Below are 16,107 nucleotides of genomic sequence, written 5' to 3'. Positions count from 1 at the left end.
GGCTTGGGAAAGGGATTCTCCAGGGTCCTAAGGCCAGGCAGGGCGGTCCCAGCCGGCTACTCCGCCTTGGGCTCCCGGGCCATGAGGGCGGAAAGGGCCTTCAAGGGATCCAACCCCTCGTAGACCACCTGGTACACCGCCTCGGCGATGGGAAGCTCAAGCCCGGTTCGCTCCCGCCAGGCCATGAGGGCCTTGACCGCATAAAGCCCCTCCACCACCCCCCGGTCCTCGAGGCGCTCCAAAGCCTCCCCCCGCACCAGCCTCTCCCCCGCCCCCCGGTTCCGGGAGTGGAGGCTATAGGCGGTGGCCAGGAGATCCCCCAGGCCGGAAAGCCCATAAAAGGTAGCCTCCTCTCCCCCCTGGGCGGTACCGAAGCGCACCATCTCCCTAAGGCCCCGAGTGAGGAGGGCCGCCTTGGCGTTATCCCCCAGGCGAAGCCCGTCCACCATCCCCGCCGCCAGGGCCAGGATGTTCTTCAAGGCCCCGCCCAGCTCCACCCCACGCCGGTCCTGGCTGGTGTAGACCCGGAAGGTGGGCCCGGAGAAAAGCTCCTGCACCCTTTTGGCCAGCTCCAAGGGACCCGCCGCCACGCTGGCCGTGGGGAGAAAGCGGGCCACCTCCTCCGCGTGGTTGGGACCGGAAAGGGCGGCCACGGGCCTGCCGGTTAAGGCCTCCACCACCTCGCTGGGGGTGTGAAGCCTCCCCTCCTTGAAGAAAAGCCCCTTGGTGGCGGAAAGGTACCAAGGGGCCCGGGGCAGAGCCCTTAAGGTGTCCTCCAGGGCTTTGGAGGGCAGGGCCACCACGGCCAGCTCCACTCCCTCCAAGGCCTCCTCCGGGTCCGCGGTGGGGTAAAGGTAAGCGGGGAGGGCCACCCCCGGCAGGTAGTCCTTGTTCTCCCGGCTCGCCCTGAGGGCCTCCGCCTGCTCCTTCCTCCTAGCCCAGAGGGCCGTGGGAATCCCCTTGCTGGCCAGAAGGACCGCCAAGGCGGTGCCCCAGGCCCCAGCCCCCAGGATGGCCACCTTCATAGGAGCACGCTCACCTCCCAGGCCTCATACCAGGCCGCCAAAAGCAGGAAAAGAGCCCCCAGGTAGAAGGTGAGGAGCAAGGCCCTAAGCCCCTTCCTATACCCCTCCCCTCCCGCCGTCTTGGCCAGGAGCACAAGCCCCCCGAAGGAGACCAGGATATAGGCCTGAAGCTCCAGGAGAAGGGTGGGGAGGTGAACCAGGAAGGCGGCGCCCAGAAGCGCCGGGGACAGGGCGAAGCCGAAGACCAGATAGCGGAGGGCATTCAAAAGAAAGACAGGAACCCCCAAAAGCAAGGCGGGCAGAAGCCCGGTGAGGAAAAGCCCCTGGCCGAAGTTCCAGTGGAAGATCACCCCGGCCAAGACCAGGATGCCCTTTCCCGTGGCCTCCTCCAAGCCTATGGCCTCGAGGGCCCCGCCGAAAAGGGCCTGCACCGCTCGGGCCATCTCCGGCATCCCATAGGCCAGCAAACTCCCAAGGGCAAAGAGGCCATAGAGGAAGAGGTTGGTGAAAAGGTAAAGCCCCCTATAGGTGCGAAGCAGGGCCAGGGCCTCCAAAAGCCAGGCGCGAAAGGGCGAGGGCTGGAAGAGGAGAAAGCCAAAGAAGAGGGAAAGGAGCAAAAACCCCCAGCCCGAGGCCGGGTTAAGGAGGTACCCGGGAAGGGCAAGCCCCTCGGGGCGGAAGTAGACCCGCTTGGCCTCGCCGCCCTCCAGGACCACCACCACCTCCCCCACCTCCTCCCCCACCGCCGCGGGGAAGAGGACCCGGTTTCCCTCCACCCTGGGGCTATCCAGGTTGAGGGAGAGGCCCCTGGGAGGCGGTGGGAAAAGGGCGTAGCGCTCCAAAAGCTTCGGGGCCTCCTCAGGGGAAGCCCTCAGGACCTCCTCGAGGCGCGGCGAAAGCTTTCCCGCAAGCCAGGCCTCCGCCGCCTGGCGGGCCAACTCCACCACAGAAGAGGCCATGGCCCAGGGAAAAAGAACAAGAAGAAAGGCCAGAGGGCGCATGGCCTCAGACCTCCTCCAAGGGCACACCATCCCGGCACAGGGGGCAGGCTTCGGGAAGGTACTGGGGCACCTCCAGCTTCAGGAGGGCCCGGAAGGGGACACCGAAGTCCGCCTCTCCCCTGCTCCGGTCCACGATGGCCCCCACGCCCACCAGAACCCCTCCCCTGGCCTCCGCCGCCCGAATGGCCTTGCGCACGCTCTCCCCGGTGGTCACCACATCCTCCACCGCCAAAAAACGGTCGCCTGGGTTCACGGTGAGGCCCCTGCGCAGGGTCATGCCTCCCTGGCCATCCTTCTCGGCGAAGAGGGCCCTGGCCCCCAGGGCCTTGGCCACCACGAAGGAGAGCACCACACCCCCCAGGGCCGGGCCGATGACGAAATCCACCTTCTCGTCTTCAAATAGCTTGCCTAAGGCCTCCCCCACCGCCTCCGCATAGAGGGGATGCTGCAGGAGGGCAGCGGATTGCAGGAAGATAGGCGAGTGCAACCCCGAGCGCAGGAGGAAGTGCCCTTCCAGAAGGGCTCCCGTCCTGCGGTAGAGCTCCAGGACATCCATCCCCCCTACTCTACCAAAGCCCTATGGAAGTCCTCCGCCGCCCGTAAGGCTCCCTCCAGATCCGGCCTGCCCCCCGGATAGAAAAGGGCGCGGCTAGCGGTGTTCAAAAGGCCAGGGCCCTTCAAGGGCCTTCCCCCCTGGGCCCCTATGCCGGGGAGGAGGAAGGGAGCATGGGGAGCCTTTTCCCGCACCGTCAAGACCACCTCCGGGTAGGTGGCCCCCACCACCATGCCCACGCGGCTCCACTCCCCTTCCCGGTATCCCTCCCCCTCCCGGGCCAGGGCCTCCGCCAGGTGGAGGTAAAGGGGCCTTCCCTCCACCAGAAGATCCTGCAAAAACCCTGATCCTGGGTTTGAGGTCTTGACCAGGACGAAAACCGCCCCCTGGCTTTCCCGGGCCGCCTGGAAGAAGGGTGTGAGGCTATCCAGGCCCAGGTAGGGGTTCACGGTGAGGGCGCTTCCAGGAAAGCGCAGGAGGTAGGCTCGGGCGTAAGCCTCGGCGGTGGAACCGATATCCCCCCGCTTCCCGTCAAAGATCACGGGCAGGCCCATGACCCGTGCGGCGCTGGCCAGCTCAAAAAGAAGCCCGGGCCCCTCTGGGCCCAGGGCCTCAAAGAAGGCCAGCTGGAACTTGACCGCAGCCAGCCTGGGAGCCAAGGCCTCAAGAAGCTCCACCGTATACCGCTTCAAGTGGGCAACAGGCTCACGCCCGTGAAGCTCGGGCCTGGGATCCACCCCGAGGACCAAAGGAGGGCGGGAAAGCGCCAGGAGAAAGTCCATGCCTTCCACTATAGGCCTTGACAACCCCAGGCCTCCGGGCATAGAGTTGCCAGCGTACCGCAAGGAGGGAGTATGAAGAAACTCATCCTGGCTTTAAGCCTTCTGGTCCTAGCCGCCTGCCAGCAGCAGGCCACGGTGCAACCCCAGGCCCTTAGGGAAGCGGGCCAGACCTACATCGCCATCCTGGAGCCCACGGCCTCGCCCACGCTTCCCGCCCGTTTCTTCGAACGCCTTGCCGCTTTGGAAAGGGCCCACGGCCTCTCCATCCCTGCAGAGGACCGCCTCGAGGCCCTGGGGGCTGTGATTCTCCGCAACCTCACCCCCGCCCAGGCCCAGCGCCTGGCCCAGGACCCCAGGGTCTACGCCCTGACCCCGGACCAGGAGGTGAAGGCCTACGCCCAGACCATCCCCTGGGGGGTGGACCGCATCGGCGCCCCCACCACCACCGCCAAGGGCGCCAACGTCTCCGTGTACGTGGTGGACACCGGCATCAAGGTGGGGCATGAGGACCTCACCAACCTGATGGGGGGGTATGCGGTGGTGAAGTGCCGGGGTAAGTGCCGCACCGCTTACGACGACGACAACGGCCACGGCACCCATGTGGCGGGCACGGTGGCCGCGGTGAACAACAGCGTGGGCGTCTTGGGCGTGGCCCCCGCCGCCGAGCTATGGGCGGTGAAGGTCCTTTCCAACTCCGGATCCGGAAGCATCAGCGGCATCGTCCAGGGCATCAACTGGGTGATCGGCCACAACAACGGGGGCAAACCCAAGGTGATCAACATGAGCCTTGGGGGGAGCGGCACCGACGACCAGGATGGCCAGTACTGTCCCAGCACCCGCTCCACCAACGCCTTCCACAACGTCATCCAGAAGGCGGTGTGCGACTACCAGATCACCGTGGTGGTGGCCGCCGGCAACGAGGGCGACAACGCCGCCAACCACACCCCCGCCGCCTACGACGAGGTCATCACCGTAAGCGCCACCAACAGCCAGGACGACTGGCCCTCCTGGTCCAACTACGGCCCCGACGTGGACCTCGCCGCCCCCGGGGTTTCCATCCTCTCCACCTGGAACTCCTCCACCACCAGCTACAACACCATCAGCGGCACCTCCATGGCCAGCCCCCATGTGGCCGGGGCCGCCGCCTTGGTGCTTTCCCGCTACCCCAGCTACACCCCGGCCCAGGTGAAGCAGGCCCTTCTGCAAAACGCCGAAAGCACCGCCACCTGGCAAAACACCTCGGGGAATCCGCACCCCGAGCCCTTCCTGAACGTGAGGGGATTCTAGCCTCTCCCCGAAAAGCCCCCCGCCCTAGGGCGGGGGGCTGGTTTTGCCTGGGAAAAAAGAAAACCCCCCATAGGGGGTTGCACCGGCTTGGACCACGGGGTCTTGAAAGCGCAGGAACGGGCTTCATGCTCCTTAGAAAGGAGGTGATCCAGCCGCACCTTCCGGTACAGCTACCTTGTTACGACTTCGCCCCAGTCACGAGCCCTACCCTCGGCGCCTGCCCTAAGGCTCCCGGCGACTTCGGGTAGAACCCGCTCCCATGGCGTGACGGGCGGTGTGTACAAGGCCCGGGAACGTATTCACCGCGGCATGGCTGATCCGCGATTACTAGCGATTCCGGCTTCATGGGGTCGGGTTGCAGACCCCAATCCGAACTACGCCCACCTTTTTGCGATTCGCTCCCCATCACTGGGTCGCCTCGCTCTGTAGTGGGCATTGTAGCACGTGTGTCGCCCAGGCCGTAAGGGCCATGATGACCAGACGTCGTCCCCGCCTTCCTCCCGCTTTCGCAGGCAGTCCCCTTAGAGTGCCCGGCTCAACCCGCTGGCAACTAAGGGCAGGGGTTGCGCTCGTTGCGGGACTTAACCCAACATCTCACGACACGAGCTGACGACGGCCATGCAGCACCTGTGCTAGGGCTCCCTCGCGGGCACCCCAGGCTTTCACCTAGGTCCCCTAGCATGTCAAGGCCTGGTAAGGTTCTTCGCGTTGCTTCGAATTAAACCACATGCTCCACCGCTTGTGCGGGCCCCCGTCAATTCCTTTGAGTTTCAGCCTTGCGGCCGTACTCCCCAGGCGGCGCGCTTATCGCGTTGGCTTCGGCCCCCAGGTAAACCCCAAAGACCTAGCGCGCATCGTTTAGGGCGTGGACTACCCGGGTATCTAATCCGGTTTGCTCCCCACGCTCTCGCGCCTCAGCGTCAGAAATGAGCCAGGTGGCTGCCTTCGCCATCGGCGTTCCTCCCGGTATCTGCGCATTTCACCGCTACTCCGGGAATTCCACCACCCTCTCCCACCCTCTAGCCTGAGCGTATCCCACGCTCCTCCACGGTTGAGCCGTGGCCTTTCACATGGGACGCCCCAGGCCGCCTACACGCCCTTTACGCCCAGTAAATCCGGGTAACGCTCGCGCCCTCCGTATTACCGCGGCTGCTGGCACGGAGTTGGCCGGCGCTATTACCTGGGTACCGTCATCCCCCTATCCGGGGCTTTCGTCCCCAGTTCAGGAGTTTACACCCCGAAGGGCTTCCTCCTCCAAGCGGCGTCGCTCCGTCAGACTTCCGTCCATTGCGGAAGATTCCTAACTGCTGCCTCCCGTAGGAGTGGGGCCCGTGTCTCAGTGCCCCTGTGGCCGGCCATCCTCTCAGACCGGCTACCCGTCGTCGCCTTGGTGGGCTCTTACCCCACCAACTAGCTGATGGGACGCGGGCCCATCCGGAAGCGGGCTATCCACCCTTTAGTCCTGCCCCACAGGACAGGACCACATGGCGGATTAGCCTGGGTTTCCCCAGGTTGTCCGCCTCTTCCAGGTAGGTCACCCACGCGTTACTCACCCGTCCGCCGCTGGGCAGGTATAAACCCGCCCCGCTCGACTTGCATGTCTTAGGCACGCCGCCAGCGTTCACCCTGAGCCAGGATCAAACTCTCCAATAAAATTAACGCCCGAAGGCGTTTTGTTTCGTGCGTTGCCCTATTCCTGCGCTTTCAAGATCCCCCGCCGGTCCAACCGGCGCAACATTGAATGTACCAGGCAGGGGCATTTCTGTCAAGATGGGGGCATGCTGGACCTCTTGGTGGTGGTCCCCCATCCCGACGACGAAAGCTTTGGTGCCGGTGGGGCGCTCCTCCTCGCCAAAAGGGCCGGGCTCAGGACGGGCATCCTCACCCTCACCCGAGGGGAGGCGGGGAGAACCCTGGGGCTCTGCCCACCTGAGGAACTGCCCAGGGTGCGGACCCAAGAACTTGAGCGGGCAACGGAGATCCTGGAGGTGGACTTCCTCGAGGTCCTCTCCTTCCCCAACGCCCTACCCCAGGCGGTTCACCTGGAGTACAGGGGCCCTAAAGAGATGACGGAGGGACCCCGCGGCCTGGCCTCGGGGAAAGGCCTCCTCGACCACCCCGAGGCGGAAGCGGCCATCCGGGAAAGGCTTCTTGCCCAAAGGCCCCGCTATGTACTCACCTTTCCCCCTGACGGCATCAACGGCCACCCCGACCACGTGGCCACAAGCCGCTACGCCACCAGGGCGGCGGAGGGCCTGGCCCAGGTGGTGTACTTCGTGCGGCCCGAAGGCCCCTGGCCCGTCACCCACCGCCTACACCTACCCGAATGGGCCCTGGCCCGGAAGCTCAAGGCCCTGGCCCAGCACCGGACCCAGGCCCTGTCCCTGCTGGATTTCATGGAAAGGTATCCGGAAAGGCTCTGGACGGAAACCTTTCACCTCCCCGGAACGGAGGGCACCCAGGAGGGACCATGGTGGTAAAGCCCCTGGACCACACCGCCGACGTGGGGTTCCTCCTGGAGGCGGAAAGCCTCGAGGGCCTCTTCCAGGCCGCCCTGAAAGGGCTTCTCCAGGTGATGTTCCTCTTTCCCCCAGAAGGGGGAAGCCGGCGCAGGCGCCTTTCCCTGGAGGCGGAGGACCTGGAAACCCTCCTGGTCCGCTTCCTGAACGAGCTCATCTACCTGATCCAGACCAAGGGCTTCGTGCCCGGGAAGGCACGGGTACGGGTAAACAAGGAAGCCGGGGGCTACCGCCTCACCGCCACCCTCTGGGGTGAGCCCTTCCAGGAGAGCTTTGGCTTCCAGGGGGAGGTGAAAAGCGCCACCTTCCACGGCCTGCAGGTGAGCCGGGAAAACGGGGCATGGAAAGCCCAGGTGATCCTAGACGTGTAGGGCGGAAAGACCCGCCCGCACCCGGTCCAAAAGCCCTGCCGCCACCAGGCTCCTGGCCCGAAGAAGGGCGTTTTTCACCGCCAAAGCGTCGGCGGAACCGTGGCCGATGAAGACCGCTCCCTCCACCCCCAAAAGGGGCATGGCCCCATACTGGGAAGGATCCACCTTCTCCTTCACCTTCCGCAAAGCCCCCCGGGCCAGGAGGGCCCCCAGCCGGGCCAAGGGACTCGAGGTGAGGGCTTCCTTGATCCAGCCGAGGAGGACCTTGGCCTCTCCCTCCGCCAGCTTCAGGACCACATTCCCGGTAAAGCCGTCGGTGACCACCACCTCCGCGGTGCCCAAGAAGACGTCCCGCCCCTCCACGTTGCCGAAAAACCGCTCTCCCAGGGCATCCTTCAGGAGGGGGTAGGTTTCCAGCACCAGGGCGTTGCCCTTCCCCTCCTCCTCGCCGATGGAAAGAAGGCCTACCTTGGGGTCCTTAAGGCCGCTGGCCTCGGCATAGGCCAGGCCCATGGCGGCGAACTGTACCAAGAAGAAAGGGCGGCAGTCGGCGTTGGCTCCCCCGTCCAGGAGGAAGGTGCGTCCCCTTTGGCTGGGGAACTCCACCAAGAGGGCAGGCCTTTCCACCCCCTTGACCCGCCCCAGGGTGAAGAGGGCTGCGGCCATGGTGGCCCCGGTGTGGCCCATGGACACCACCGCCTGGACCTCGCCCCGCTTTAGAAGGTCCATGGCCACCATGATGGAGCTTTCCCGGCGCTTCCTCACCTCGGTGGCATGCTCCTCCATGGGGATCCAGTCCGGAGCATGATGAATGGGCAAGGAAGTCCCCAGGCGGGCAAGCTCGGCCCGCAGGCGGGCCTCCTCCCCCACCAAAAGGACCTCCACCCCTTCCTTGGCGGCCAGGAAGGCTCCCTGGACCGTAACCCCGGGGGCCCGGTCCCCCCCCATGGCGTCCAGGGCGATCCTAATGCTCATGCGCTGGCAGGGAGGTGCTTCTGGATTTTGGCCTCAAAGTTGCGCTTGGGCTGGGCCCCCACCAGGACCTCCACCGGCTGGCCGTTTTTGAAGAGGATCACCGTGGGGATGCTCATGACCCTAAAGCGCATGGCCGTCTTGGGGTTCTCGTCCACGTCCAGCTTGGCCACCAAGAGCTTCCCCTCGTACTCCCTGGCCAGCTCCTCCAGGATGGGAGCGATCATGCGGCAGGGAGCGCACCACTCCGCCCAGAAGTCCACCAGGACCAGGGGGTGTCCGCCTAAGGTCTGGTCAAAGTTGGCGTCGGTAACCTCTATGGGCTTCGCCATACCCCATCACTTTAAAGCAAAACCCCGGGGGCATACACCCCCGGGGGGAACCCTTTGGGGTTAACGCTTTTTCTTGCCGCCCTTCTTGCCCCCCTTGCCGCCAAAGCCCCCGGTGCCCCGGAGGAAGCTTTTGAGCTTGTTCTCAAACTCGGGGGACTGCTTGGGCAGGCGCCTGGGCCTGGGGGGCGGAGCCCCTTCCGGGGCGGGGGTGAGGTCCTTGATGGAAAGGTCCAGACGCCCCTTGGCGTCCCGGCCCTTCACCATCACCTGGACGATGTCCCCCTCGTTGAGGAAGTCCCGCACGTTCCTCACGAACTCGTGGGCGATCTGGGAGATGTGCACCAGGCCCTGCTCGCCCCCCGGGAGCTCCACAAAGGCGCCAAAATCCGTAACCCGCACCACGCGGCCCTCTACAACGCTTCCAGCTTCTAGCTCCACTTTCCTTCTCCCTTTGCGCGGCTAGGATCCGCGATGCCCCCACTATAGCACAAAGGGCCGCACCCCCTTTCGGTCCAGGGGGGCGAGGAGTTCGGCAAAGGTGCGCCCGAGCACCGGGTGGCGCCCCTCCGGGACGAGGTCGGCCAGGGGCACCAGGACGAAGGCCCGCTGGTGGAGCCTGGGATGGGGCACCTCGAGGCCCACCTCCCTCAGGACCAGGTCCCCGTAGAGCAGGAGGTCCAGGTCTATGGTCCTCGGCCCCCAGCGCTCCTTCCGCTCCCGCCCAAGGCTTTGCTCTATCCCCAGGAGGCCCTCCAGGAAAGCCCGTGGGGAAAGCCCCGTGTCCACCTCCGCCACCAGGTTCAGGTAGGGGGGCTGGGGTGGGCCCACGGGCTCGGTTTCGTACACGGGGGAAAGGCGCAAAAACCGGGTTTCAGGAAGCCGGGAAAGGAGGGAAAGGGCCTGCAAAAGGTAGCCCGCCCGGTCCCCCAGGTTGGAACCCAAGCCCACATAGGCCAGCACCTCCCCAGTCTATCCGTTGACAAGGTGGTCCCGCCCCCCTACCCTGAAGGGGAGATGGCCGCCCGGGGCAAAACCTGATGGGGCCTGGGAAGCCTGGCTTCCCGGGCCCGCCCGGGGGCTTTTCTTTTGGAGGTGAGGATGGTTGGGGTAAACGGGGTAAATGTGGAATGGCGGACCCTTCTGGAAGCGGAGAAGAGCCTGGATACTGGCGTCTACACCAAGCACGACCTCCTTTTGGTACGGGGGCAGGGAGCCCGGGTCTGGGATGCCGAGGGCCACGAGTACATCGACTGCGTGGGGGGCTACGGGGTAGCCAACCTGGGCCATGCCAACCCCGAGGTGGTGGAGGCCATCAAGAAGCAGGCGGAAACCCTCCTCTCCATGCCCCAGACCCTGCCCACCCCCATGCGGGGGGAGTTCTACCGCACCCTGGTAAGCCTCCTTCCCCCCGAGCTCAACCGGGTCTTCCCCACCAACTCCGGCACCGAGGCCAACGAGGCCGCCATCAAGTTCGCCTGGGCCCACACCAAGAGGCGGAAGCTGGTGGCCGCCATGCGGGGCTTCTCCGGGCGCACCCTGGGAAGCCTTTCCGTCACCTGGGAGCCCAAGTACCGGGAACCCTTCATGCCCCTCTTGGGCCCCGTGGAGTTCATCCCCTTTAACGATGTGGAGGCCCTGAGGAAGGCGGTGGACGAGGAGACCGCGGCGGTGATCCTCGAGCCCGTGCAGGGGGAAGGAGGGGTGCGCCCCGCCACCCGGAAGTTTCTGGAGGCTGCCCGGGAGATTACCCGGGAAAAAGGAGCCCTGCTGATCCTGGACGAGATCCAGACCGGCATGGGGCGCACGGGAAGGCGCTTCGCCTTTGAGCACTATGGGGTGGTGCCCGACATCCTCACCCTGGCCAAGGCCCTTGGGGGCGGGGTACCCATCGGGGTAGCGGTGATGCGGGAGGAGGTGGCGAAAAGCATGCCCAAGGGGGGCCACGGCACCACCTTCGGGGGGAATCCCCTGGCCATGGCCGCCGGGGTAGCCGCCCTGCGCTATCTGGAGCGCACCCGGCTATGGGAGAGGGCCGCCGAACTCGGGCCCTGGTTCATGGAAAAGCTGAGGGAGATCCCCTCCCCCAAGATCCGCGAGGTGCGGGGGCTTGGGCTCATGGTGGGCCTCGAGCTCAAGGAAAAGGCTGCCCCCTACATCGAGCGCCTGGAAAAGGAGCACCGGGTGCTGACCCTCCAAGCCGGCCCCACGGTGATCCGCTTCCTTCCCCCTTTGGTCATCGAAAAGGCGGATCTGGAGCGGGTGGTGGAGGCGGTGCGGGCTGTGCTAACCTAACAGGATGAGGCAACGCTACCACATAGAAGTGGAACGGGACGAGGAAGGCTACCTGGTGGCCCATGTCCCGGAGCTTCGGGCCCATACCCAGGCCAGGAGCTTCGCAGAGTTGCTTGAACGCTTGCAGGAGGCCATAGCCGTTTCCTTGGACACGGAAGAAGAGGTTTCCGTGCTGGGGTTTTCCGGCGATCTGGAGATCGAAGCCGCGTGAGCCCCCGCCTAACCCCCATCGCCGGGAAGGAGCTGGTCCGCCTCCTACAGGAAGAAGGCTTCCAGGTGGTGCGCGTGAGGGGGAGCCACGTGCGCCTTAAACACCCAGACGGCCGAGCCACCACGGTGCCGGTACACGCAGGAGAACTCCTTCGCCCGGGAACGCTTCTAGGGATCCTCCGGGACGTGGGATGGAGCAAGGAGGAGTATGAGCGCAAGCGCCTTGGACCCCGTTGAGTTCCTCAAAGGGGCCCTGGAGATCCCCTCCCCTTCAGGGCAGGAGCGCCTGGTGGCGGAGTACCTGGCGGAGGGAATGGAAAAGCTGGGCCTCAAGGCCTTCGTGGACGAGGCGGACAACGCCCGGGGCCAGGTGGGCCATGGCCCCATCCAGGTGGTCCTCCTGGGGCACATCGACACCGTGCCCGGAGTGGTGCCGGTACGCCTGGAGGGCAACAAGCTCTTCGGCCGGGGAGCGGTGGACGCCAAGGGCCCCTTCGTGACCATGATCTTCGCCGCCGCCGGGCTTTCCGAGGAAGCAAGGAAACACCTTACCGTTCACCTGGTGGGGGCCACGGAGGAGGAGGCCCCCAGTTCCAAGGGAGCCCGCTTCGTGGCCCCAAGGCTCAAGCCCCACTACGTCATCATCGGGGAGCCCTCGGGCTGGGAGGGCATCACCCTGGGGTACAAGGGAAGGCTTCTGGTGAAGGCCAGGCGGGAAAAGGACAACTTCCACTCTGCCCACCACGAGCCCAACGCCGCCGAGGAGCTCATCAGCTACTTCGTGGCCATCAAGGCCTGGGCGGAGGCCATGAACGTGGGGCAAAAGGCCTTTGACCAGGTGCAGTACACCCTAAGGGATTTCCGCATCCAGCCTGCAGAGCTCAAGCAGGTGGCGGAGATGTTCTTTGACCTGCGCCTTCCCCCGAGACTCCCCCCGGAGGAGGCCATCCACCACCTCACCGCCTACGCTCCCCCGACCATAGAGCTGGAGTTCTTCGGCCGGGAAGTACCCTACCTGGGTCCCAAGGACACCCCCCTCACCCGGGCCCTCAGGCAAGGAATCCGCAAGGCTGGGGGAAAACCCGTCTTCAAGCTGAAGACCGGGACCAGCGACATGAACGTCCTGGCCCCCCACTGGAAGGTGCCCATGGTGGCCTACGGCCCCGGGGACTCCACCCTGGACCACACCCCTCACGAGCACATAGGGGTGGAAGAGTTCCTGAAAGGGATAGAGGCGCTTAGGGAAGCCCTCGAGGCCCTGGCCAAAGCGCACCCACCGGAGCCAGCCTTGGGCTAAACTGTGGCCGTGGCCGCCTATGGGTTAGGGCTTCTCGCCCTCCTTTTATTCCTTGGCCTATTCCCCCCCACCGCCCCCTGGAGCGAGCGCTTCCTTACCCCCCTGGTGGCCCTGGGAGGAGGGGTTTTCCTTCTTAGGCAACGGCAGGAACCCTGGGGCCTCGGGCTTCTTTTCCTGGGCCTAGGGGACCTGGCCTGGACCCTGGAGGATCTGAAGAGCCTACCCCGGGGTCTGTACCTGGAGTTCCCCTACCTGGTGGGGTATGCCGCCTTAACCTGGGCTCTTCTCAAGATCCCCGGGGAGAAGCCTCGCCTAAGCCTCCTCCTGGTGCCCCTGGCTATTCTGGGCCTGGCTTCTTCTTTGAAGCCGGAACTGGGCATAGACCGGATCTACACCGTGTGGGATGCCCTCCTTCTTCTCCTTCTTCTGCCCAGGCTGGAAACCCTGTTCCGCGAACATCTTCTGGGAGGATGGGCCGTCTGGGGAGTGGGGCTTCTCCTCTTCCTGGTGGCGGACATGGCCTACGCCTTCCTGGAGGCGGAGGGAACCTACCCCACCGGCCACCCTGTCCACCTCCTCTGGACCTTGGGCTACTTCCTCCTCGCCCTCGGGGTGATGGAGGAAGCATCGGGAAAAGCCTCCTTCCCGGGACAGGCCCTGGCCCTGGGAGGGCTTTTCCTGATGCCGGTTCTCCTATTGAACGATCCCACCCCCTGGGGGGTGCGGATCATGGCCCTTTATGGAGGGCTGGTGGGGAGCCTGGGGCTCCTTTACGCCAACCATCTGGAGTGGCGCCGCACGGAGGAGAAGAGGCTACGCTGGACCCGCTTTCTGGAAGAGCTCGCCCGCCTTTCCCCCCGGGTAACCCAGACCTTGAGCCCTGAGGCTGTGCTGGTGGGGGCCCTCGAGGCCACCCGCTACCTCCTGCCCCAGGCCGTGGGCCTGGAGGTGAGGGGAAGGCGGGGCCTGGTGGGGGAGCGCACCCCCCATTCCCTGGCCATCCCCTTAAACGGGGACACCGCCTACCTCTACCTGCAAAGTCCTTTGGAGGAATCCGTGCCCCCCGGCTTCCTCTCCCTCCTGGGGGAGCGGATCAAGCAAGTCCTGCGCCAGGTGGAGTGGGGCACCCTTGCCCTCACGGATCCCCTCACCGGGCTTTTGAACCGCAGGGGCCTCGAGGCGGAGCTTCCCAAGCTCCTGGCCCTGGCCCGGCGCTACCAGGCCCCCATAAGCGTGGTCATGCTGGACATCGACCGCTTCAAGCGGGTGAACGACACCTACGGCCACCCGGTGGGCGACGAAGTCCTGAAGCTCCTGGGCCGAATCCTCCAGGCCAGCGTGCGCCGCGAGGACCTGGCGGTGCGCTACGGGGGGGAGGAGTTCCTCCTCTTCCTCTACGGGGCCGACCGCCTTGCAGCCAAGGAGGTGGTGGAGCGCATCCGCTCCCGCTTCCGCCACCAAAGGGTGGACCCCATCCCCTATCCCCTCACCCTCTCCGCCGGCATCGCCGGGGGGGAGGTTCCGGAAAGCGAGGCCCAGCTGGAGGACTGGGTCCTCAAGGCCGACTACGCCCTCCTTAGGGCCAAGGAAACGGGCCGGGACCGGGTGACCATGGCGTAAAACCCCGTTGCGGCGAGGGCCGCAACGGGGTCCTAAGACCCTAAGCCGCTACTTCTTGGGCATCATCTTGGCCATGAGGGCCTCTAGGGCCTTCATGTCCTCGTTCAGGTGTCCGAAGGCCTTGCCCAGGGCCTTGAGAAGGAGGAAAAGCACCCCCAGGGCCTTCTGCACCTCGGGGTCGGAAAGCTGTTTCAGAATCCCCGCCAGGCCCACCCGGGGTGGATCCCGCATCACCTCGGGGGTAAAGGTCTCCCCCAGGCCCCGTTGCAGGGCCGAGGCCATCATGCCGATGGCGGCGGGCTCTATCCGGGAGAGGATGTCCAGAACATTGGCCCCGTGGGAGAAAAGCCTGAGCACCTGGGGCTCCATGAGCATCCCCAAGCCCTCCCCGAAGTTCTCAGAGAGGTGGCCCAGGAAGGCCAAGGCCCCGGATCGTTCCAGCTTCTCCAGGGTATCCGCCAGCTTCTCCAAGGCCTCCGCCTGATCCAGGAAGCGGGCCAGCAGGGAAACCATCTGGAGGTTCTTGGGCTCCATGAGGAGGCCTAGGTTCTCCGCCAGGGTCTCCCCGGCCCCCACCTGGGCCAGGAGGCCTAGCCCGCTCTTTTCCAGGACCTCCTCTATGCGGGCCAGCCTTTCTTCCACCGTAAGCGTCTTCTCCATGGCCCCTCCTACTCGATCAAGGTGGCGAACCAGAAGCCCTCAAAGAGCATCTTGGTCACCCGCACCCACTTGCCCACGGCCATCACGCCGCAGGAGGGCATCCCCGTGCCCGCCAGAAGCTTTTCAAAGGAGCACTGGGGCAGAAGGGCGTTATCCCCGAAGTCCATGATGCACATGGCCACGGGGTTGAAGGGCTCGCCGATATAGGTTCCCTTGAGATCGGAGGCGATGACCCCGGCCACGTACTCCCCCTGGAAGTGGGCCACCACCCCGGCGGGGGGCAGCATGAGGGAGGGGTTCACCGTGTCCCCGATGACGAAGACGTTGGCGAACCTGGTGGAGCGGAAGGTCATCTTGTTCACCTCGGGGAAGCCCTGGGGCCCCGCCAGGGGGGATTCCCGCACCACCCGGTTGGGGGCGAAAGGAGGCGTGAGGATGAGGAGGTCGTAGGCCAGCTCCCGCCCGTCCTTGGCCCTGACCTTGCCCCCTTCAAAGGAAGCAGGTTCAAACTCCCCGTGGAAGGCGATGCCCTTGGAGCGGAGGATCTCCATGACCTTCCCCGAGATCACCGGGCCCATGCCCGCCAGGGGCAGGGGGTTTAGGTGGAAGACCTCCACCGTGCTTTTATCCCGGATCCCCTTGACCTTGAGGGCGAACTCCACCTGCCCTGCCACCTCATAGGGCGCGGGAGGGCAGGGGTAGTAGGGGGAGGAAACCCCCACCACCACCCGGCCCCCCTTGAAGTTCTTGAGGGCTTCCCTTAGCTTCAAGGCCCCCTCGAGGCTCCAGGGAGCGTGGCCATCCTGGGCGGGAGAGGGCAATGCCTCCGCCCCCAGGGAAACGATCAGGTAGTCGTAGGAAAGCTCCCCGGCGCTGGTCTTCACCCGGTTGTTGGCGGGGTCTAAAGCCTCCACCGTGGCCTGCAGGTAGGTGATGCCCCGCTTTTCCAGGTTGGCCAGGGGCCTGCGCACCTGCTCGGGCTCCCGCATGCCGAAGGCCACCCAGGGATAGGCGGGCATGAACTCGTGGTAGGCGTTCTTGTCCACCAGGGTGACCTCCACCTCCCTCCCCAGGAGCCTTTTCACCTTGTTGGCCGCCACCAGGCCACCCGAGCCGCCTCCCAGAACCAGAACCTTCGTCGCCATCTTCCACCTCCCGGGTACCCTTACCGTGTACCCCTAAGTCC

General features: G+C 65.4%; 18 protein-coding genes and 1 rRNA gene. 8 read left to right on the top strand and 11 right to left on the bottom strand.

Annotated elements, in window-relative coordinates; genetic code table 11:
* Nucleotides 1–56 precede the first annotated feature (56 nt).
* From KQ693_RS04315 to pyrF, 4 genes are read right to left on the bottom strand one after another with little or no spacing between them, the layout of a single operon-like run.
* The gene (locus KQ693_RS04315; RefSeq protein WP_267262031.1) at nucleotides 57–1,025 is read right to left on the bottom strand and encodes an NAD(P)H-dependent glycerol-3-phosphate dehydrogenase; all 969 of its coding nucleotides are present in this window, start codon (nucleotides 1,023–1,025) and stop codon (nucleotides 57–59) included.
* Nucleotides 1,022–2,026 carry a hypothetical protein gene (locus tag KQ693_RS04310; protein ID WP_267262030.1) on the bottom strand — a complete coding sequence of 335 codons (1,005 nt, stop codon included), beginning with the start codon at nucleotides 2,024–2,026 and terminating at the stop codon, nucleotides 1,022–1,024. Before KQ693_RS04310 ends, KQ693_RS04315 begins: the two co-directional genes overlap by 4 nt.
* A gap of 4 nt (nucleotides 2,027–2,030) precedes the next feature.
* Complete coding sequence (pyrE, locus tag KQ693_RS04305; protein ID WP_015716286.1) at nucleotides 2,031–2,582, bottom strand: orotate phosphoribosyltransferase; 552 nt, start codon at nucleotides 2,580–2,582, stop codon at nucleotides 2,031–2,033.
* A gap of 5 nt (nucleotides 2,583–2,587) precedes the next feature.
* Nucleotides 2,588–3,361 carry an orotidine-5'-phosphate decarboxylase gene (gene pyrF / locus KQ693_RS04300; RefSeq protein WP_267262029.1) on the bottom strand — a complete coding sequence of 258 codons (774 nt, stop codon included), beginning with the start codon at nucleotides 3,359–3,361 and terminating at the stop codon, nucleotides 2,588–2,590.
* Nucleotides 3,362–3,433: 72 nt separating this feature from the next.
* Here pyrF and KQ693_RS04295 point away from each other — a divergent pair, with 72 nt between their 5' ends.
* Complete coding sequence (locus KQ693_RS04295) at nucleotides 3,434–4,648, top strand: S8 family peptidase (RefSeq protein ID WP_219760520.1); 1,215 nt, start codon at nucleotides 3,434–3,436, stop codon at nucleotides 4,646–4,648.
* Between the two features lie 136 nt (nucleotides 4,649–4,784).
* On the opposite strand, the gene KQ693_RS04290 is transcribed toward KQ693_RS04295, so the two are convergent.
* Nucleotides 4,785–6,301: ribosomal RNA gene (locus KQ693_RS04290) — 16S ribosomal RNA — on the bottom strand.
* A gap of 125 nt (nucleotides 6,302–6,426) precedes the next feature.
* On the opposite strand from KQ693_RS04290, the gene KQ693_RS04285 reads away from it, so the two are divergent.
* Together KQ693_RS04285 and KQ693_RS04280 are read left to right on the top strand one after the other, a co-directional pair.
* On the top strand, nucleotides 6,427–7,128 hold the full coding sequence (locus KQ693_RS04285; RefSeq protein ID WP_267262028.1) for a PIG-L deacetylase family protein: 702 nt from the start codon (nucleotides 6,427–6,429) through the stop codon (nucleotides 7,126–7,128).
* Nucleotides 7,119–7,538, top strand: a complete 420-nt coding sequence (locus tag KQ693_RS04280) for an archease (RefSeq protein WP_267262027.1) — start codon at nucleotides 7,119–7,121, stop codon at nucleotides 7,536–7,538. Before KQ693_RS04285 ends, KQ693_RS04280 begins: the two co-directional genes overlap by 10 nt.
* Here the strand turns inward: KQ693_RS04280 and plsX are convergent.
* From plsX to folK, 4 genes are read right to left on the bottom strand one after another with little or no spacing between them, the layout of a single operon-like run.
* Nucleotides 7,527–8,507 carry a phosphate acyltransferase PlsX gene (gene plsX / locus KQ693_RS04275; RefSeq protein WP_156919439.1) on the bottom strand — a complete coding sequence of 327 codons (981 nt, stop codon included), beginning with the start codon at nucleotides 8,505–8,507 and terminating at the stop codon, nucleotides 7,527–7,529. The genes KQ693_RS04280 and plsX overlap by 12 nt on opposite strands.
* A 2-nt stretch (nucleotides 8,508–8,509) precedes the next feature.
* On the bottom strand, nucleotides 8,510–8,842 hold the full coding sequence (gene trxA / locus KQ693_RS04270) for a thioredoxin (protein ID WP_038031047.1): 333 nt from the start codon (nucleotides 8,840–8,842) through the stop codon (nucleotides 8,510–8,512).
* A gap of 60 nt (nucleotides 8,843–8,902) precedes the next feature.
* A complete protein-coding gene (locus tag KQ693_RS04265; protein ID WP_015716279.1) occupies nucleotides 8,903–9,280 on the bottom strand; it encodes an RNA-binding protein S1 in 378 nt (125 codons plus the stop codon).
* A 42-nt stretch (nucleotides 9,281–9,322) separates the two neighbouring features.
* Nucleotides 9,323–9,802, bottom strand: a complete 480-nt coding sequence (folK, locus tag KQ693_RS04260; RefSeq protein WP_019551695.1) for a 2-amino-4-hydroxy-6-hydroxymethyldihydropteridine diphosphokinase — start codon at nucleotides 9,800–9,802, stop codon at nucleotides 9,323–9,325.
* A gap of 138 nt (nucleotides 9,803–9,940) precedes the next feature.
* On the opposite strand from folK, the gene lysJ reads away from it, so the two are divergent.
* From lysJ to KQ693_RS04235, 5 genes are read left to right on the top strand one after another with little or no spacing between them, the layout of a single operon-like run.
* Nucleotides 9,941–11,134, top strand: coding sequence for a [LysW]-aminoadipate semialdehyde transaminase LysJ (gene lysJ, locus KQ693_RS04255; RefSeq protein ID WP_267262026.1), 1,194 nt, complete (start codon nucleotides 9,941–9,943; stop codon nucleotides 11,132–11,134).
* Nucleotides 11,135–11,138: 4 nt separating this feature from the next.
* Nucleotides 11,139–11,345, top strand: a complete 207-nt coding sequence (locus KQ693_RS04250; RefSeq protein ID WP_015716276.1) for a type II toxin-antitoxin system HicB family antitoxin — start codon at nucleotides 11,139–11,141, stop codon at nucleotides 11,343–11,345.
* On the top strand, nucleotides 11,342–11,581 hold the full coding sequence (locus tag KQ693_RS04245; protein WP_267262025.1) for a type II toxin-antitoxin system HicA family toxin: 240 nt from the start codon (nucleotides 11,342–11,344) through the stop codon (nucleotides 11,579–11,581). Before KQ693_RS04250 ends, KQ693_RS04245 begins: the two co-directional genes overlap by 4 nt.
* Nucleotides 11,553–12,641, top strand: a complete 1,089-nt coding sequence (locus tag KQ693_RS04240; protein ID WP_126169702.1) for a [LysW]-lysine hydrolase — start codon at nucleotides 11,553–11,555, stop codon at nucleotides 12,639–12,641. Before KQ693_RS04245 ends, KQ693_RS04240 begins: the two co-directional genes overlap by 29 nt.
* 9 nt (nucleotides 12,642–12,650) lie before the next feature.
* Complete coding sequence (locus KQ693_RS04235) at nucleotides 12,651–14,261, top strand: GGDEF domain-containing protein (RefSeq protein ID WP_267262024.1); 1,611 nt, start codon at nucleotides 12,651–12,653, stop codon at nucleotides 14,259–14,261.
* Between the two features lie 48 nt (nucleotides 14,262–14,309).
* Here KQ693_RS04235 and KQ693_RS04230 read toward each other — a convergent pair whose 3' ends face one another.
* Nucleotides 14,310–14,921 (bottom strand): helical membrane plugin domain-containing protein, encoded by a 612-nt coding sequence (locus tag KQ693_RS04230; RefSeq protein WP_267262023.1) that lies wholly within the window; start codon nucleotides 14,919–14,921, stop codon nucleotides 14,310–14,312.
* 8 nt (nucleotides 14,922–14,929) lie between these two features.
* Nucleotides 14,930–16,066, bottom strand: coding sequence for an NAD(P)/FAD-dependent oxidoreductase (locus tag KQ693_RS04225; RefSeq protein ID WP_267262022.1), 1,137 nt, complete (start codon nucleotides 16,064–16,066; stop codon nucleotides 14,930–14,932).
* Between the last annotated feature and the right edge of the window lie 41 nt (nucleotides 16,067–16,107).

Source organism: Thermus brevis (genome assembly GCF_026427635.1).
Classification (GTDB): Bacteria; Deinococcota; Deinococci; order Deinococcales; family Thermaceae; genus Thermus; species Thermus antranikianii.
The sequence above is the reverse complement of the archived record's forward strand: the minus strand, read 5'-3'. Positions and strand labels throughout refer to the sequence as shown.

What these genes read in the sequence shown, in the direction of transcription:
- pyrE (WP_015716286.1), bottom strand. Translation starts at nt 2,582, where the DNA reads ATGGATGTCCTGGAGCTCTACCGCAGGACGGGAGCCCTTCTGGAAGGG.
- trxA (WP_038031047.1), bottom strand. Translation starts at nt 8,842, where the DNA reads ATGGCGAAGCCCATAGAGGTTACCGACGCCAACTTTGACCAGACCTTA.
- KQ693_RS04315 (WP_267262031.1), bottom strand. Translation starts at nt 1,025, where the DNA reads ATGAAGGTGGCCATCCTGGGGGCTGGGGCCTGGGGCACCGCCTTGGCG.
- KQ693_RS04280 (WP_267262027.1), top strand. Translation starts at nt 7,119, where the DNA reads ATGGTGGTAAAGCCCCTGGACCACACCGCCGACGTGGGGTTCCTCCTG.
- pyrF (WP_267262029.1), bottom strand. Translation starts at nt 3,361, where the DNA reads ATGGACTTTCTCCTGGCGCTTTCCCGCCCTCCTTTGGTCCTCGGGGTG.
- KQ693_RS04310 (WP_267262030.1), bottom strand. Translation starts at nt 2,026, where the DNA reads ATGCGCCCTCTGGCCTTTCTTCTTGTTCTTTTTCCCTGGGCCATGGCC.
- KQ693_RS04230 (WP_267262023.1), bottom strand. Translation starts at nt 14,921, where the DNA reads ATGGAGAAGACGCTTACGGTGGAAGAAAGGCTGGCCCGCATAGAGGAG.
- lysJ (WP_267262026.1), top strand. Translation starts at nt 9,941, where the DNA reads ATGGTTGGGGTAAACGGGGTAAATGTGGAATGGCGGACCCTTCTGGAA.
- KQ693_RS04240 (WP_126169702.1), top strand. Translation starts at nt 11,553, where the DNA reads ATGAGCGCAAGCGCCTTGGACCCCGTTGAGTTCCTCAAAGGGGCCCTG.
- KQ693_RS04250 (WP_015716276.1), top strand. Translation starts at nt 11,139, where the DNA reads ATGAGGCAACGCTACCACATAGAAGTGGAACGGGACGAGGAAGGCTAC.
- KQ693_RS04225 (WP_267262022.1), bottom strand. Translation starts at nt 16,066, where the DNA reads ATGGCGACGAAGGTTCTGGTTCTGGGAGGCGGCTCGGGTGGCCTGGTG.
- KQ693_RS04295 (WP_219760520.1), top strand. Translation starts at nt 3,434, where the DNA reads ATGAAGAAACTCATCCTGGCTTTAAGCCTTCTGGTCCTAGCCGCCTGC.
- KQ693_RS04285 (WP_267262028.1), top strand. Translation starts at nt 6,427, where the DNA reads ATGCTGGACCTCTTGGTGGTGGTCCCCCATCCCGACGACGAAAGCTTT.